The organism is Halomonas sp. EF61, from assembly GCF_040147045.1.
Taxonomy (GTDB): Bacteria; Pseudomonadota; Gammaproteobacteria; order Pseudomonadales; family Halomonadaceae; genus Halomonas; species Halomonas litopenaei.
Genome location: NZ_JAMSHM010000001.1, coordinates 1,767,214 through 1,784,243, shown reverse-complemented (window position 1 = coordinate 1,784,243; position 17,030 = coordinate 1,767,214). Strand labels below are relative to the sequence as shown.

General features: G+C 62.5%; 14 protein-coding genes. 10 read left to right on the top strand and 4 right to left on the bottom strand.

All coding sequences use genetic code 11. The features are described from left to right. The first annotated feature begins 41 nt into the window (after positions 1-41). The 10 genes from NFI08_RS07880 (at position 42) to NFI08_RS07835 (ending at position 12,171) form a co-directional block, all read left to right on the top strand. A complete protein-coding gene (locus tag NFI08_RS07880) occupies positions 42-1,244 on the top strand; it encodes an acetate/propionate family kinase (protein WP_023004660.1) in 1,203 nt (400 codons plus the stop codon). Further along, positions 1,241-2,260, top strand: coding sequence for a bifunctional enoyl-CoA hydratase/phosphate acetyltransferase (locus NFI08_RS07875; protein ID WP_204249010.1), 1,020 nt, complete (start codon positions 1,241-1,243; stop codon positions 2,258-2,260). Before NFI08_RS07880 ends, NFI08_RS07875 begins: the two co-directional genes overlap by 4 nt. After that, positions 2,260-4,023: a PHA/PHB synthase family protein gene (locus NFI08_RS07870; protein WP_045995011.1), complete on the top strand. Its 1,764-nt coding sequence runs from the start codon at positions 2,260-2,262 to the stop codon at positions 4,021-4,023. The genes NFI08_RS07875 and NFI08_RS07870 overlap by 1 nt, the downstream gene beginning before the upstream one ends. Before the next feature lie 113 nt (positions 4,024-4,136). Further along, positions 4,137-5,168 carry a zinc-dependent alcohol dehydrogenase family protein gene (locus tag NFI08_RS07865; RefSeq protein WP_045995012.1) on the top strand — a complete coding sequence of 344 codons (1,032 nt, stop codon included), beginning with the start codon at positions 4,137-4,139 and terminating at the stop codon, positions 5,166-5,168. Between the two features lie 312 nt (positions 5,169-5,480). Continuing rightward, a complete protein-coding gene (locus NFI08_RS07860) occupies positions 5,481-5,681 on the top strand; it encodes a YHS domain-containing protein (protein ID WP_045995028.1) in 201 nt (66 codons plus the stop codon). 203 nt (positions 5,682-5,884) lie between these two features. Further along, positions 5,885-6,667: an enoyl-ACP reductase FabI gene (gene fabI / locus NFI08_RS07855; protein ID WP_045995014.1), complete on the top strand. Its 783-nt coding sequence runs from the start codon at positions 5,885-5,887 to the stop codon at positions 6,665-6,667. Beyond that, positions 6,667-7,914, top strand: coding sequence for an MFS transporter (locus NFI08_RS07850; protein ID WP_052704545.1), 1,248 nt, complete (start codon positions 6,667-6,669; stop codon positions 7,912-7,914). Before fabI ends, NFI08_RS07850 begins: the two co-directional genes overlap by 1 nt. A 671-nt stretch (positions 7,915-8,585) precedes the next feature. Then, entirely contained in the window at positions 8,586-9,281 is a 696-nt protein-coding gene (locus NFI08_RS07845; RefSeq protein WP_045995016.1) for a Spy/CpxP family protein refolding chaperone, read from the top strand. A gap of 80 nt (positions 9,282-9,361) precedes the next feature. Next, on the top strand, positions 9,362-11,914 hold the full coding sequence (locus tag NFI08_RS07840; RefSeq protein WP_349588441.1) for a heavy metal translocating P-type ATPase: 2,553 nt from the start codon (positions 9,362-9,364) through the stop codon (positions 11,912-11,914). After that, positions 11,911-12,171, top strand: coding sequence for a DUF2933 domain-containing protein (locus NFI08_RS07835; protein WP_157033146.1), 261 nt, complete (start codon positions 11,911-11,913; stop codon positions 12,169-12,171). The genes NFI08_RS07840 and NFI08_RS07835 overlap by 4 nt, the downstream gene beginning before the upstream one ends. Positions 12,172-12,706: 535 nt before the next feature. On the opposite strand, the gene NFI08_RS07830 is transcribed toward NFI08_RS07835, so the two are convergent. From NFI08_RS07830 to NFI08_RS07815, 4 genes are all read right to left on the bottom strand, one after another. Next, positions 12,707-14,008: a L,D-transpeptidase family protein gene (locus NFI08_RS07830; protein WP_502881041.1), complete on the bottom strand. Its 1,302-nt coding sequence runs from the start codon at positions 14,006-14,008 to the stop codon at positions 12,707-12,709. Positions 14,009-14,682: 674 nt separating this feature from the next. Beyond that, positions 14,683-16,023, bottom strand: coding sequence for an APC family permease (locus NFI08_RS07825; protein ID WP_045995018.1), 1,341 nt, complete (start codon positions 16,021-16,023; stop codon positions 14,683-14,685). A gap of 133 nt (positions 16,024-16,156) precedes the next feature. Continuing rightward, positions 16,157-16,630 (bottom strand): hypothetical protein, encoded by a 474-nt coding sequence (locus NFI08_RS07820; RefSeq protein WP_045995019.1) that lies wholly within the window; start codon positions 16,628-16,630, stop codon positions 16,157-16,159. A 46-nt stretch (positions 16,631-16,676) separates the two neighbouring features. After that, positions 16,677-17,015 carry a hypothetical protein gene (locus tag NFI08_RS07815; RefSeq protein WP_045995020.1) on the bottom strand — a complete coding sequence of 113 codons (339 nt, stop codon included), beginning with the start codon at positions 17,013-17,015 and terminating at the stop codon, positions 16,677-16,679. Between the last annotated feature and the right edge of the window lie 15 nt (positions 17,016-17,030).

Genomic DNA, 17,030 nt, shown 5'->3' with positions numbered 1-17,030 from the left:
ACAGGGATCACCTTTCGCCCCCGGAGAAGGAGGACTCGACGATGCCAAGCCGCCGATCGGCCATTCTGGTGGTCAACTGCGGGTCATCCAGCCTGAAGTTTGCCGTATTCGGTCTGACGGAAGGGCTCGCACGGCTGGTTTGGGGATCGGCCAGTGGGATCGGCACGTCACAAGGCCGGCTCCAGATGTCGAGTGCACAGGGAACGGTTGACGACCACCCCGCGCGACTGGCTGATCATGCCACCGCCATCGAGAAGGTCGACACCCTTCTTCAACAGCAGACAAGCCGACTGGACCTCGTCGGCATCGGGCACAGGGTGGTCCATGGTGGCCCCGATTGCGACTGCCCCCAAAGGATCGATGCCTCCCTGCTGGACCGGCTTCACGCTCTGGTGCCACTGGCTCCGCTGCACCTGCCACACAACCTGGCCGGCATCACCGCCATGCGCACGCAGTTCCCCGACGTGCCCCAACTCGCCTGCTTTGACACGGCGTTTCATCACGGCCTGCCCGCGGTCGCCCGGCACACCGGCCTGCCCCGGGAATACGCGGCCCAAGGGGTGCGTCGCTACGGTTTCCACGGCCTCTCCTACGAGTTCATCGTCGACGACCTGAGACGGCGCCACGGCCCCGCAGCGCTCGACGAACGACTGATCGTCGCACACCTGGGCAACGGGGCGTCGATGGCGGCGATCCGCCACGGGCGCAGCGTCGAGACCACGATGGGCTTCAGCGCCTTGGGCGGCATGCCCATGGGTACCCGCAGCGGCGATCTGGACCCCGGTATCCTGCTCTATTTGGCCGGTCATGACGGGCTCGATGCCGCAGAGATCGAGGAACTTCTCTATCGACGCTCGGGGCTGCTGGGGCTTTCCGGGGTGAGTGCCGACATGCGGGAACTCCTGACGCACCGCGAGGACACGCCGGAGGCCACGCAAGCCGTCGACTTCTTCTGCCATCGTGCCCGCCACTTCATCGGTGCCCTGAGCGCCGCGCTCGGCGGGCTGGACCGGCTGATCTTCACCGGCGGCATCGGCGCGAACTCACCGGCGATCCGGGCACAGATCTGCGCAGGAATGGGGTATCTCGGCATCACACTGGAGGAAGGACGCAACCGCACGCCCGGGCCGGTGATTTCCGCCGACGAGGGCCCGGTCCGGGTAGAGGCCGTGGCCACCGATGAAGAACGGATGATCGCCCGGCACGTGCAGCGCACATTAACCAACACCCAGGAGGTGACATGACCCAGATGGCAACGCCAGTGGCCCTTGCGACGCTCGATGACCTGATTCAGCAGGCCGGTGGCGGTGACCCGATCCGCGTCGCCGTGGTCAATGCGGCCCAGGCGGCGGTGCTGGAGACGCTTCGCGAGGCGGCGAGGCGACGCATCGCCGAGCCGGTGCTCATCGGCCGCCCCGCCGAGGTCGTCGAGGCCGCCGCGGCGATCGGGTGGGACCTCGATCCACAAGCGATGATCGAGGCCGATTCGGATGTGGAGGCCGCCCGCATCGGGGTGGAGCTCGTGCAGGCCGGACGCGCGGATGCGCTGATGAAAGGGCACCTCCACACCGATACCTTCATGCATGCCCTGCTGGGCAATGGCCTGCGACAGCCCGGCCGGCGAGTGAGCCACGTCTTTTTGGTGGACGTGCCCGACTGCCCACGCCTGCTGGCCGTGACCGATGCGGCCGTGAACATTACCCCCGACCTCAATGCCAAGGCGCAGATTCTCCAGAACGCCATCGAGCTGATGCACATGATCGGGCTCGAGCGGCCACATGCCGCGGTCATTTCCGCCGTGGAAACGGTCAATCCGGCCATCGTCTCTACCCTGGATGCGGCCTGCCTGACCCTGATGGCCCGCCGCGGCCAGATTGCCGGCGCCGAGGTCGACGGGCCACTGGCCTTCGACAACGCCATCTCGGAACGGGCCGCGCGCGAAAAGGGCATCGACTCCCCGGTGGCGGGGAAGGCCGACATCCTGCTCATGCCGGATCTGGTGTCAGGCAACGTGTTGGCCAAGAACCTCGAGTACCATGCCGGCGCCACGGCGGCCGGGGTGGTCATGGGGCTGACGGTGCCGGCGGTACTGAGTTCCCGGGCCGACCCGCCCGAGGCGCGCCTGGCCGGACTGGCCGTGGCGGCGCTGATGTACCGCGCGGGGATCCGCCTGCCCGTGCCCTCCCCTGACGAAGCGGAATCCACCTTCTGCTGTTCCCCGCAACCCGAGTCGGCCTGCTGCCCCAGGGAGGTGCGCTGATGGACACCACGACCCGAACCACCACCCGAGCCACCATCGACGGGACGACAGCGAGCCCACCGGCGACGACCACCGACGCGCGCCTGCACGCCATGATGAGCCTCTTCACAGGGGGGCTGTCACCGACCGCCGTCCAGCAGGCCTGGTGGGACTGGGCGCAACACCTGCTGCTGTCACCGGACAAGCAGACGGAACTCGTCGGCAAGGCCCTGCGCAAGTGGCAACGTTTCGGCAGCTACTGCGAGCGCGCCGGCCAGGCGCCGTGTGAGCCCTGCATCGAGCCGCTGCCCCAGGACAAACGCTTTCGCGACGAGGCCTGGCAGCGCTGGCCCTTCAACATGCTCTATCAGGGCTTCCTGCTGCAGCAGCAGTGGTGGCATGTGGCCACCACCGGCGTACCGGGCGTCTCGCGCCACCATGAGGCGATGGTGAATTTCGGCGCGCGGCAGATGCTCGACATCTGGTCGCCGTCAAACTTCCTCGCCACCAACCCCGAACTGCAGGAGCAGACGCGGCGCGAGGGTGGCGCCAACCTGGCCCGTGGTGCCTCCAATCTGCTGGAGGACTGGCAGCGACGCCAGGCCGGCGAAGGGCCGGTGGGGGTCGAAGCGTATCGGGTCGGCCGAGACGTGGCGGTGACGCCTGGCAAGGTGGTCTACCGCAACCGGCTCATCGAGCTGATCCAGTACGCGCCCACCACCCAGGAGGTCCATGCCGAACCGGTGCTGATCGTGCCGGCCTGGATCATGAAGTACTACATCCTCGACCTCTCCCCGGAGAACTCCCTGATCCGCTACCTGGTGGCCCAGGGCCATACGGTGTTCGTCGTCTCCTGGAAGAACCCGGGCAGCGAGGAGCGGGACCTGGGCATGGCCGACTACCGGCGGCTGGGGGTCATGGCGGCCCTCGACGCGGTCACGGCCATCTGCCCGCAGCAGCGTGTCCACGGCGTGGGCTATTGCCTGGGCGGGACGCTGCTGTCGATTGCCGCGGCCGCCATGGGCCGGGACGGTGACAATCGCCTGGCCAGCCTGACGCTGCTCGCCGCGCAGACCGACTTCAGCGAGGCCGGTGAGCTGATGCTGTTCATCGACGAGGATCAGGTGCGTTTCCTCGAGGACCTCATGGCCGTCAGGGGCTATCTGGACACCCGGCAGATGGCCGGCGCCTTCCAGCTGCTGCGTTCCCAGGACCTGATCTGGTCGAGGATGGTGCGCAGTTATCTCGCCGGCGAACGTCCGCCCATGTTCGACCTGATGGCCTGGAACGCCGACGGCACCCGCATGCCGGCGCGCATGCACAGCGAGTACCTCCGGTGGCTGTTCCTCGACAACGACCTCGCCGGTGGGCGCTACCGGGTGGACGGACGGCCCGTATCGCTGACCGACATCGAGATTCCCGTGTTCGCCGTCAGCACGCTCAAGGATCATGTCGCCCCCTGGCGCTCCGTCTACAAGGTCCAGTGGCTGACGCCGGCGGACGTCACCTTCGTGCTCTCCAGCGGCGGGCACAACGCCGGCATCGTCAACCCGCCCGGTGATTCCCGCCGCTTCCACCAGATCTCGACCATCCAGGCTGAGGACCCCTTCATGGATCCGGATGGCTGGCAGGCCACTGCCGCGCATCATGACGGCTCCTGGTGGCCCTGCTGGCAGGGCTGGCTGGAAGGTCACAGTACCCAGCGCATACCCGCTCGGGAGCCGGGGGTGACCAGAGGCTATCCAGCGCTGGACGAAGCGCCAGGGCGTTATGTACTGGAGTAATGAGCCCGTCCTGCGGGCCTGCTAGAGGAAGCGGTGCAACTGTAACCGCGAATTGACCCGAATGCGTAGCTCTCCATGAGCTGCCGAGCTGTGCCACTCAATGAGGTAACATCATGAAAGCACTCGTCTATCACGGACCGGGCCAGCGACGCTGGGAGGAAAAGCCGCGCCCGAGCATGACCAAGCCCACGGACGCGGTAGTGCGCATCACCCATACCACTATCTGCGGCACCGACTTGCACATCCTCAAGGGCGACGTGCCCGCCGTGGAGGATGGTCGTACCCTCGGCCACGAGGGCGTCGGCGTCGTCGAGGAAGTCGGCGACGGCGTCAGCCATATTCAGGTCGGCGATGAGGTGCTGATTTCCTGCATCACCTCCTGTGGCCGCTGCGACTATTGCAAGCGGGGTCTCTATGCCCACTGCCGCGACGGCGGCTGGATCCTCGGTCATCTGATCGACGGCACCCAAGCCGAGTACGTGCGTATCCCGCACGCGGACAACAGCCTGCACCGCTTGCCTAAGGACATGGACCGCGCCGCGGCGGTGATGCTCAGTGACATTCTGCCTACCGGCCATGAGATCGGCGCCTTGAACGGCGAGGTAGGGCTCGGCGACACGGTGGCCATTGTCGGCGCGGGGCCCATCGGCCTGGCGGCCCTGATGACCTCGCGCTTCTATTCTCCCGCACGGATTATCATGATCGACCCCGACGAGAACCGTCTGGCCATGGCCAAGCAGCTCGGCGCCACCGACACCATCGCCCGGGATCCACTCGACGCTATCGACGAGCTGACCGGTGGCGAAGGCGTGGACGTCGCCATGGAAGCAGTGGGAATCCCCGAGACCTTCGATATCTGCCAGCGCATCGTGCGCCCGGGGGGGCATATCGCCAATATCGGCGTGCACGGCAAGAGCGTCGAGTTCCGCCTGCAGGATCTCTGGATCAAGAATGTCACGGTGCGTACTGGCCTAGTGAACACCAACACGACCCCGGTGCTAATGCGCATCGTCGAGGCCGGTGGCGTCGAGCCCGCAGGTTTGGTGACCCACCGCTTCAAGCTCGACGACATCGAGAAGGCCTACGACGTGTTTTCCCGGGCATCGAAGGAGCAGGCCATCAAGATGCTATTGACGGCCGAGTAACCGATCCGGGGGGATGCGATGGGCGCCACCTGGGCCAAGGACTTCGCCCGCCACAATACCTGCGTCGCGGCCATCGCCCGGGGGTTTTACCGGGCCATGGTGGAGGCGATGCCCGACAAGGTCCTCGACAAGCTGCGGGCCCAGATCCCGGAGAGACGGCTGGCCCCAAAGGGGTCGCACACTCGGTACAGTTCATCTTCGATAACGACTACATCAATGGCCGCATCCTGGAGCTAGATGACGGGCTGCATGTGTAGACGGGGGACGCAGCCCGTATGCACCGTTCTGAATAATGACAAGGGGCGAACCGCGATGAACCATGAACGAGTGGAACAGAAGTCTTTCGTGGATCCGGTATGTGGCATGGCAATCAGCTTCAAGACCGCCGCCACGGGGAGTGAATACCAGGGCAAGCGCTATTACTTCTGTTCGCCGGCCTGCCGCGACCAATTCGAAGCGAACCCCGAGCGCTACGTTAGGGGACACCGCCAGCATGGGTTGAGACGTGAGTGAGCGTAGAGGGCCTTCATCCTGACCCAGACCTCGGTCGTCCCGGCCCCGCGCATCGGCCACGGGCGCATCCCCCTGCACGACCCCCCGACTGCTGCAACTGCACCTGCCTACACTGCCTGTGCAAGCGGCATATCATCTTGGAGACTCTCGCAGCGCGGCAGAAGACCTTGGGCACTGGACACCGGAAGTGACGGAGAATGCACATGGAATACCTCAACTTGAATGACCGCAAGGGCCTGGTGGTGGGCGTGGCCAACGATCAGAGTCTGGCCTGGTCGGCTGCCCAGCACTTCCGCAATGCCGGTGCGGAGTTGGCGCTCACCTATCTCAACGACAAGGCTCGCCCCCATGTCGAGCCACTGGCCCGGGAAGTGGACGCCGGGCTGTTTCTCCCCTGTGACGTGACGGTACCAGGACAGCTGGAGGCAGTGTTCGACGCCATCCGCCAGCGGTGGGGGCGGCTGGACTTCCTCCTGCATGCCATCGCCTGGGCACGCAAGGAGGAGCTGCACGGACGCCTCACGGACTGCTCGGCCGAAGGCTTCACCGAGTCGATGCTCATTTCCTGTCACTCGCTGATCCGCATGGCCCAGCTGTCCGAGCCGTTGATGGACCGGGGCGGCAGCCTCATGACCCTGAGCTACGTCGGCGCCGAGAAGGTCGTCGACCACTACAACGTCATGGGTCCGGTCAAGGCCGCGCTGGAGGCCTCGGTACGCTACCTGGCTCACGAGCTGGGCCCGCGGAATATCCGTGTCAACGCGATCTCTGCGGGGGCGGTGGCGACCCGGGCCGCCTCCGGCATCGAGCATTTCGATGAGCTACTCCATGAGTCCGTCAAGCGGTCACCGCTGCGCCGCACCGTAGAAGCCGATGAGGTCGGTCGCGCCGCCCTGGTGCTGGCCAGCGACTACACCAGCGGCATTACCGGCGAAGTGCTCCACGTCGATGCCGGCTTTCATATCGCCGGTATGGTCTTTCACTAGTGGTGGGGGTCCTCACCAAATCAGGCGCGGGCTTCACTGCCCTGCTCGCCGCCACCTTCGTCGTCTTCCTCGGCTACGGCACGGTGCTGCCGATCCTGCCGCTGTTCCTCGACCGGGTGCTGGCGGTGACCACCCCTGGGGACGTATCGCGGCACACCGGGCTGCTAACGGGGATGTATACCCTGGCTTTGTTCGGCTTCGCCCCACTGTGGGGTAGTCTCTCCGACCGCCTGGGCCGTCGCCCCGTCCTGTTATGGGGGCTGGCAGGGTTTGCGCTGGCCATGCTGGGATTCAGCCTGACGCGCAACCTGCCACTCGCCTATGGAGTACGGGCCCTTGCCGGCGCCTTTGCGGCAGCAGTGATCCCGGTGGCACTGGCGCAGGCGGCCGAGTGTGACGATGCCACGCTCCGTGCTCGGCGATTTGCCTGGCTCAGTGCCACCGCCACCCTGGGCTTCTTGTCCGGCCCCATGCTCAGCGGCTGGCTCGCCAGCATTCCCATGGTGATGCCTCAATCCGACATGGTGCTCGGCGGGCCGGTGGCTTGGCCCTTCGTGGCCACGGCAGGATTCGCCGCAGGGGTGTGGTTGTTGACCTACCACCACGTTCGTGAACAGCCGGTACAGCGCTCTTCTTCCGACGCACCCGCTTCGGAGCCAGCGTCACCTCGGGCCGTCGGTGGCTTCCTGGCGCTTACGCTGCTGGCGATGCTCGGCCTGGGGGCCTTTGAGGTGGGCCTCAGCCTGCAGGGGCGGCAATCGATCGGCCTCAATCCTTTCAAGGTCGGTTTGCTGTTCACGGAGTGCAGCCTGGTGATGCTGGCGGTGCAGCTGCTGTGGTCGGCACACCCGCCGAAAGGACTCACCCCCGGCCACTTGATCGGCGGAGCCTTCCTGTTGATGGCCATGGGCATTCTTGGCCTCCCCTACGCCTCGGGCTTCTGGCAGGCAGTCGTCGTGGTTGCGCTGCTGGGGGCTGGATCGGGGCTGTTGATTCCGTTGCTCGCCTATCAGGTCTCCCTGGCCAGCGGACCGGCACAGGGTGCGGCGCTGGGCAAGCAGACCGCTTTGTCCAGCCTCGGGCAGGCCGTTGGGTCTGCCGGTGCCGGATTGCTGTTCGTGGGTAGTGCGCTCGGCACGTACTGGGGTCTTGCGATCGTGCTTTTCGTTACCGCTATCCTCACTTTCGTTATTCACTATCATCCTCGCGTGATAGCAATGGTTAGCCACACACCGCGTCAGGATTAAAGGCAGTATTTCATGGTGAAGACTGAATCTGACAACCTGGGCCCTGCACATACGTTTCCTGCTTTCTTCGATCTTGATGCATATCAATGGACGGTTAGCATCACTGGTCTAAGGTGAGAGAGCCACTTCTCAACAATTTGTCTGCCATTATGGCCAAGAGCCCACCGACACGCCGCCTCAGCCTTGCCCACGCCTTGCCGTGGCTGCGTATCGGTATGGCCGTACTGATGCTACTGGGTCTATTCCTGGTTGCGATTCAGTCTAACGCTCACCATGAGACCGGCTTCCTTCAGGGGAGCACACAGACCGGGCAACACCTCGACGCCCCCCGTGATACCCCCAACTGCCATCACGGTCATGGTACGCGCTACCTCGTCGGTGCCATGACGCATGTGCCGCAGCAGGACATCAAATTCGCGACTGTTCACCCCTCCTGGGGCGGTATGGATCCGACTCTTCGACTAATCGCCAGCACTGGTGTCCCACAAGCCCTGCCCGATCCTTCTCCGCTTCCCGTCTATCTGCTGACACAACGATTCAGATCCTGAGTCCTGGGTAACTTTCCACACCCCCAGTCGTTGTTGCATGAGATTGACCTGTGTGCAGCACACAGCCGAAATAATGCAAGCAAAGGGCCTGAATGGGCCCAAAAGCTCGCCAGGAGAACGATCATGAAGATTCGCAAGCACACTCTCGCCCTCGGACTCGCCCTAATACTCGGTGCCAGTGGTAGCGGCGTCGCCCTCGCCCAGAGCATGCCGACCAATCAGCCCGATCAAGGAAGCGGCATGATGAGCGGCAGCGGCGGTCAAGGTGACATGGGACCAGGCATGATGAGTGGAACGATGGGCGGCGGCCAGGGCGGCATGGGGCCCGGCAAGATGAGTGGCATGATGGGCGGCGGCCAGGGCGGCATGGGGCCCGGCATGATGGATGGAATGATGGGCGGCGGCCAGGAAGGCATGGGGCCCGGCATGATGGGTGGAATGATGGGTGGCGGGATGATGCCCTGCTCGATGATGGGCGGCGCTGGCATGGGCATGATGCAGGAAATGCTCGAGCCGGAGCAGCGCGACGAGATGCGTGAACTGATGCAGGAACACCGCCCCACCCAGTTCGAGCGCATGGGACGCCTGATGAACCTGCGCGACGACCTGATGGCCGAGATGCACGGCGAACGCCCCGACGCCGAGGAGGTGAAGGCGCTGCACGGCCAGATGGCCGAGCTGCACGGCGAGATGATGGCCGAGATGGTGCGCATGCGAAATGCCATGCATGACCTCATGACCGATGAGCAGCTTCAGCAGCTGCAACAGGCGAAACCCGAGGGTGGTGTCGATCCCGACGACCACGACGAGCATCACTGACTCGCTTCGGTTGAAGCGCCAGAACGTCCGGGCGGCCACAGAAGAGCCGCCCCTTCGGCTTCGCCAGTAGGAGATACGGGATGAGAGACACCGTGACAAGAACGACCACCCTGACGGTACCCGGCATGGGCAGCGACCATTGTGCCGGTATCGTGCGCAAGACACTGGAACGCCTCGATGGGGTGGGCGATATCCAGACCAATATCGCCAGCCACCATGTCAGCGTGACCATCGAGGCAGGTGGGCCCGACGGCGACACCTTGAAGGAAGCCGTCGAGGGCGCCGGCTATGACGTGGCCGCCGTCAGTGGTGGTAGCGGCAAGCAAGAGGTCCGCCTGACCGTTCCCGGCATGGGATCGGATCACTGCGCCGGCATCATCCGTAGCACCCTGGAACGGCTCGAGGGGGTCGAATCGATCGACACCAATATCGCCAGCCATCGCGTCTTGGTCGCGGTTGCCGCCGATGGCCCCGATGGCGATACGCTCAAGAGCGCGGTGGAAGGGGCCGGCTACGACGTGGCCGCCGTGCAGACCGACGAGGCGGAGGACGCCGACAGCGACGCCGAGATCGAGGAAGCCTATCTGAGCCAGGCCCGCAAGCGGCTGATCATCGCCGCCGTGCCCACCACCTTGATCATGCTGCTGATGATGCCGCACATGTTCTGGCAGCCGATCCCGGGGTATCTGGCGCTCATCGCCGTGCTGGGCTTTCCGGTGGTGTTCCTCTACGGCGGGATCGCCACCCACAAGTCGACCTGGCGCTCGCTGAAGAACGGCACCTTCAACATGGATGTGCTGATCTCCATGGGCAGCCTGCCGCCCTACCTGATCGGTCTGGCTGGCTTCGTCTACCCCATGACCTCATTCATCGAGATGGCCGCCACCATCATGACCTTCCACCTGCTGGGGCGTTACCTAGAGGCACTGGCCAAGGGCCGCGCCTCCCAGGCCATCCGCCGCCTGATGACCCTGGGCGCCAAGACCGCACGGGTGGAGCGCGATGGCGAGGAGATCGAGGTATCGGTGAAGGAGCTTGCCCCGGGCGACATCATGATCGTGCGCCCCGGGGACAAGATTCCCACCGACGGCGAGGTGGTCGAGGGAGAGAGCCATCTCGACGAGTCCATCGCCACCGGCGAGTCGATACCGGTCTACAAGAGCACCGGGGACAGCGTGATCGGTGCCACCATCAACAAGGAGGGGCGACTTCGGGTCAAGGCGACCCGCGTTGGCGGCGATACCTTCCTCTCCCAGGTGGTGCGCCTGATCGATCAGGCGCAAGGCTCGCGGGTGCCCATCCAGGAATTCGCCGATCGCATGACCGGCCGCTTCGTGCCGGCGGTGCTGGCCATTGCCCTGGTGAGCCTCGCGGCCTGGGCACTGTTCCCGGATGCGTTGCGGCCGATCCTCGACTGGGGCGCGACCTTCCTGCCCTGGGTGAACCCCGAGGCCGCTACGCCGGTATTGGCGATTCTCGCTGCCATCGCTGTACTGGTCATTGCCTGCCCCTGCGCCCTGGGGCTGGCCACCCCCACGGCGCTAATGGTCGGCTCGGGCATCGGTGCCGAGCGTGGCATTCTGATCCGTTCCGGCGAGGCGATCCAGACCTTCAAGGACGTGAAGGTGATGGTACTCGACAAGACCGGGACCATTACCCGCGGCGAGCCGAAACTCACCGAGGCCGTCGCCGCCGAGGGCGTCGACGAAAACCGCCTGCTCACCCTGGCGGCAAGCGTGGAGAACGCCTCGGAGCACCCCATCGCCCGGGCCATCGTCGACGGTGCCCGGGAGCGCGACGTGAAACCCGGCGAGGTCAGCGAGTTCCGTTCCACTGGTGCGCGCGGTGTCTCGGGCAAGGTCGGCGAGGAGAGCGTGCTGATCGGCAACCGACGCCTGCTCGAAGAGGAAGGCGTGACCGGCCTCGAGGCCCTGGATGACGCCATGGGCGAGCTCGAGGGCAAGGGCCGCACCGTGGTGATAGTCGCCGCCGACGGCCAGGCACTCGGCCTGGTGGCCGTGGCCGATACCCTCAAGCAGGAGTCGGTGGAAGCCATCCGCGGCATGCACGACCTCGGCCTGCATGTGGTGATGATCACCGGCGACAATGAACGCGCAGCCCGCGCCGTGGCTGAAGAGGTGGGCATCGACGAAGTCCAGGCCAGCGTGCTGCCGGAAGGCAAGGTCGATGCCATCCGCGCCCTTCAAGAAAAACACGGCAACCACGTGGCCATGGTCGGCGATGGCATCAACGACGCCGCGGCGCTGAAGCAGGCCAACGTGGGTATCGCCATCGGCGCCGGCGCCGACGTGGCCATCGAGGCGGCGGACGTGACGCTGGTACGCGGCGAGCTCACTGCCGTGGTGGACGCCATGCACCTCTCCCGTGCCACCTTCGGCAAGATCGTCCAAAACCTGATCTGGGCCAGCGCCTATAACGTGGCCGCCATTCCCATCGCCGCCATCGGGCTGCTGCACCCCATGATCGGCGTCATCGCCATGACCACCAGCTCGCTCTCGGTGATCGGCAACTCGCTGCTGCTCAAACGGCGCTATGCCCGGGAGCAACCCCGCCGTGAGCCATCAACTGCAGCCCAATCGGACCAGTCCCCTGCCAAGGGAGACCTCTCATGACACAGCCACATCCCACCAAACGCCCCACAAGAGAGGCCGAGCCGCAGAAGGCACCATCACCACATGGCGGGGCGCTTCATAAATGGATGATGACCGCCTGCCTGGTGCTGATGGGAGGCGCTGTGCTGCTCTTCATGTGGCACGGCCAATCGCTTGCCAGCGGAGCCTGGCTGGTACTGCCGCTGGCACTCTGTCTCGGCATGCATTTCCTGATGCACCGTCATCTCGGGCATCATCACGGTGACCGGGATGAGTAACGTAACGCCAGCTGCCCTGCGGTGCCGATCAATATCGTGACAGAACGGCCCGTGTCATGTGCTCCAGAAGCTGTTAACGCCAGGAAAACGACCCACACCAACCGACAGGAGGCAAGCTGAAAAAGAGCCCATTGGCATCGGTGCCAGACATACGACACCGATGCCCTACTGGCCCTTTCTCATCCGGTCAATCGTCTCTGGCAGTGGCCATGCTCTTCCTTCCACCCACCTTCTTTCTGTTCTGATCAGGTCGGAGATCATATCAACATCGAGTGCATACCCCGCTGAGGTAACGTCCTCTACTTAGACGGATGGCTCTACCCGACGAAGGTAGGCGAGACGACAATGGCCAATCGGCAGGCCGCCGCCCAGTTCAGCAAGACCTCCCACAACAGCAGTTAGCCCAGAGCGTGTAGAGATCAAGAGTTCTCCTCCATCCCCAGCGTGGAAATGGTGATCCTCGAGGCGAGCTTTGTCCTGCCGCAAGCGGGTGCCGCCAACGCTATGGCGTTACCCTGCGAGACCCTGGGCGATCCTATGGCTGCCGGTCTTTCCCACTGTGTGCCAACTCGGCATAGATTCCGTAGCGCAGATCCTCCTCTTGGCTCTCCGGCTCGTCCGGCGGCGCTGGGGACAGCGCCATGATGCGACCGCTCGAAGCATCGAGCAGCCTCGCGAGCTGCCCATAGTCCAAGGCTATGCCTTCGCTGCCGAGTTGATCGAGGCGTGCGAGAGTGTCGACCAGTGTCGACATATCATGCTTTTCCTCTCCCAGAGGAGGAAACACCTGCACGAGGGGCCGGCCGCTACCCAAGCCGATCTTGATGGGCTGATCGACAATCTGAACCTGGGTGCCGGCGGGTACGCGGTCGAAGATCGACTCGATATCTTCGGGAAACATGCGAATGCAACCTCGGCTTGCCCGCATGCCGATGCCATCCGGCTGATTGGTGCCGTGGATCAAGTAGCCATCGAACCCCAGGATAATGGCATGGTCCCCCAGCGGATTATCCGGGCCAGGAGGGACCACGCTTGGCGCCTCCTCTCCGCGCTCTCTGGCTTCTCGCTGTACCGACTCGGGTGGATACCAGGCGGGATTCTTGATGTTCATGGTGGTCTCGGTGACGCCGAGTGGCGTATCGAACCCCTCGCGACCGATACCGATGGGGTAAGTCTCGACGCGTGACGTCTCACCATCGCCCACCTCCGGGTAGTAGTAGAGGCGCAGCTCGGCGATGTTGATGACGATACCGGTGCGCTCGGCTTCGGGCAGGATGAAGCGTCCGGGAATGGTCACCTCGGTACCCTCGCCGGGAATCCAGAGACTCACGTCTGGATTGGCGCGCACGATCTCCCTATACCCCAGGTTGTGTTGCCTGGCGATGTCGATCAGGGTCTGTTCCTGATCTGCCACCGATACGCGGTAGGTGTCACCTATCACGTTTCCCGTCTCGGGCAGCGGAAAATGGCCGAGGGTCCTCTTGTCCTCCTCCTGGGCCAGAACGAGGCCGGAAAATGCCAGCCAGCCGGCCAGCATCCCCACCAGTGTGCGCATTCGGAGCTGCCACAGTGAGGCCTGTCTCGCTGACCCGGAGTGAACTTTCGACAAAGGCATCATCCCCTCTCCTTTCGCCAGCTGGATTGTCATCCAGACCGACGTTTGTTGAATGACCAGCCAAGCAGCCTCAGCAGCCCGGTCAGCTATAATGTAACCTGGACGTTCGGTGTGAACTGAAGGGGGCTCGAACATCGGCAAGCGGAACACCCCGGTCGTGAACAGGCCCAGCAGGCTGGACACGATGCTGAAACCGAAAACGAAGAAGGCGCTTAGGATCAATGCCTCGAGCCACCTGTCAGCCTTTCCGGCACCCCGCCCGTGACTACCGACAGGTAGGCAGGCAGCAACGACAGTGTGCAAGGCAAAAAGATCAGACCACCGGCGAAAGCGCCAAGCAAACCGACAGACGAGAGAGATTCCAAGGCGTTACCACCTCCTAGGACAGGATGTCTGTCGCACTTTTGCCCCTGGCCCGTGGCCTGCTGCGACATTCAGTTGGACGTAAGGCATTCAGGATTTCGCAGAATGACGGATTTGGAAAGATCCAGTTCCGTGACAGAGAATTCGTGCGATACTCTCGCACTCCGCACCAGCGGAACGGGACTACCGGCCTCCTGTAGCCGGCTGATCGCTCGGCGCACGCTCAAGATGACTAAGTCGCCAACCTGCCCTCGCAGCCTCTGGATGAGCCTTACAGGATGTCGTTTCATCTCTCTTTCTCCCGATGGTCAGTATTACGGGATAAGCAACCGCGTGAATAGCTTGTCCCAACAGCCCCACCTCATTCAACTCATCTCCCCAGCTCGCCATGACATCCTTTGCCGTGCCCCCTTCGGCGGGCAGGTTCTAGTCTGACGCCACCTACGCACAAGCCTGCCGGCAGATGGTGACTTATTCACGTTTTGCCAATCGAGCGCATTCCCGGCAAAGCCGATGCAGGAAAACTTGAAACTTCAATGAGAATGAGTCTTCTCGTTTGAAGCAGAATCTCCTTTACGAGACAGAAAGAGCCGCTCGGAAAGCAAGATAGCCCCCATCACCACGAGAGCAACAATTAATACCAAATAATCTGTCGTAGCCTTTACCCAAAGGAAGCCTGCCAATACGACCATATCCAGGAATATTGCAATCACTAGCACAGTTGGGCTTGCATCAACCTCCTTGCGCAGATGACGCAACACTCCCCAATGGATACCTATATCCATAATCAAATAGAAAATGATGCCAAGCGCAGCGATACGACTAAGGTCAAAGAATGCCGTCAGAACTAAGCCAAGCACGACCGTATAGACCAGGGTATGCTTCTGGATACTTCCTGGCATATGAAAGTGACGATGCGGCACCAGCTTCATTTCCGTCAGCATCGCCAACATGCGTGAGACCGCAAATATACTGGCAATGATACCCCCCGCGGTGGCCAACATGGCGAGAATGACGGTGAACCAGACAGCGGCCTCTCCAAGAGCCGGCCGCGCAGCAGCTGCCAAAGAGTAATCCTTTGTTTCGATGATCTCGCTCAGCGACAGATTACTGGCGACAGCGAAGCCCACCAGCGCGTAGATCACCACACATAGGGCGATCGAGATCATGATCGCCCTGCCAACGTTGCGATGGGGATCTTCTATCTCTGAACCACTGTTGGTGATCGTCGTGAACCCTTTGAAGGCCAGGATCCCCAACGCGGTTGCTCCCAGGAAGCCTGCAAGAGACCCCTCGGGCGCCGACGCCGAGGTTTCCATGCCGACCGAGTCGGCGATGATGACACCGATGACCCCAAACAAGATGATCCCACCAATTTTTATGAACCCGAGTACCGAGGCAACACCCTGGATCATCTTGTTGGCGGAGAGGTTAAGTAAAAATGCAGATATCAGCAGCGCAACACCCAGCAAGGGGACAAGCAGTGACCTATCCCCCACATCGAAAAGCTCTAGCGTGTAGGACCCAAAGGTTCTCGCTAAGAAGCTTTGCGCTATCACCATGGAAAAATACATTAAAAGCGCATGAAAAGCGGTGGTCAGGGTCGGTCCATACGCTTTTTGGAGGTACATGCCAATACCACCAGCTGACGGGTAGGCATTGGACATTTTCACATAGGAATAAGCACTGAAGGAGACGATTAGTGCCGCCGACAAGAAGGCTAATGGGAAAAGCTCTCCCGTCATCTCGGCCATCTGTCCCGTCAAGGCAAAAATACCAGCGCCAATCATGACCCCGGTACCTAAGGCAATCGCACCAATTAGAGAAAGGCTATTCTGCTCATACTGTGGGGTTCTATCCATTGACTCCATCATCTCTCTCCTTGGGTCATGAAACAGGATCCTACTGAAAGGCCTCTTGACATTCCGACATTCGCCCGATAACGAAGAGTAGAGCATGCATTGACAAAATTGGGTCAAAGCGTAGAACCTATGTGCTACCCAATAGTCAAATATTTTCTTTGGTTACAACCTCAGATCCTAGCAGCTGACGGTACGACATCCACAGCATCAGCGGCGGCAAGATCAACCATTGGAGTAACGGCGAGAGGCCCGTGCCCAACCACGGAACGCGGGGCATTAGCGGTGCATACTCCCAGCGTTGACTGACTAGCGTCGCGTACCACTCCATCGCCACCGTGATACTGACACCCACCAGCACGAAGCCCAAGCACTCCTTGGTCCCATAGACCCGAAGCCAGTCACGACGTCGACGCCATACAGCCACCGACCAATACGCCATCAACGCGATTACCACATCGCCAAGGGCCGCCTGGGTACAAGCCTGCACAGCTTCCCAATGTGGCATCGCAGGCATGCCCGCATACAATGGAACCTGTAGAAACTCCCAAGGCAGATTCAGCAGAAAGGCAAAAAGCGCGACATGAAGCTCCGGGGCCGAGCGGAATACGCGTAGCTTCATGCAGCGTTCACCCCAAGGCTAGCCCGTGCGTGGTTATGCCTAGCACTCAATGGCAGCTCCAAGGCTCTTGCTTGGCATTGTCCTTCACATTCTGATCGACAAACCGATAATGCTCTTCCTTGAAGCGGTTCCACCAGTCATGACTGATTTCGACCGCATGTTTTTCGAGGATATCTTCAACACAGTCGAGGCAGAGACGTGAAGCATCATAGGCCAGGTGAAGCTTTCGTTTCTTTTCATCGAACGAAACACTGTCTAGCCCGTAGAGCTCATCTATATCCGAAACAGCCGCTTTCACCGCATCCAGATCGCGAGAGTCAAGTTTTAAGTGCCGTTTCACCAAGGTCGTTTCAGAGACTCCCAACCGATGCTTTTTGTGCGTCATGAGACTTCTCCTCGT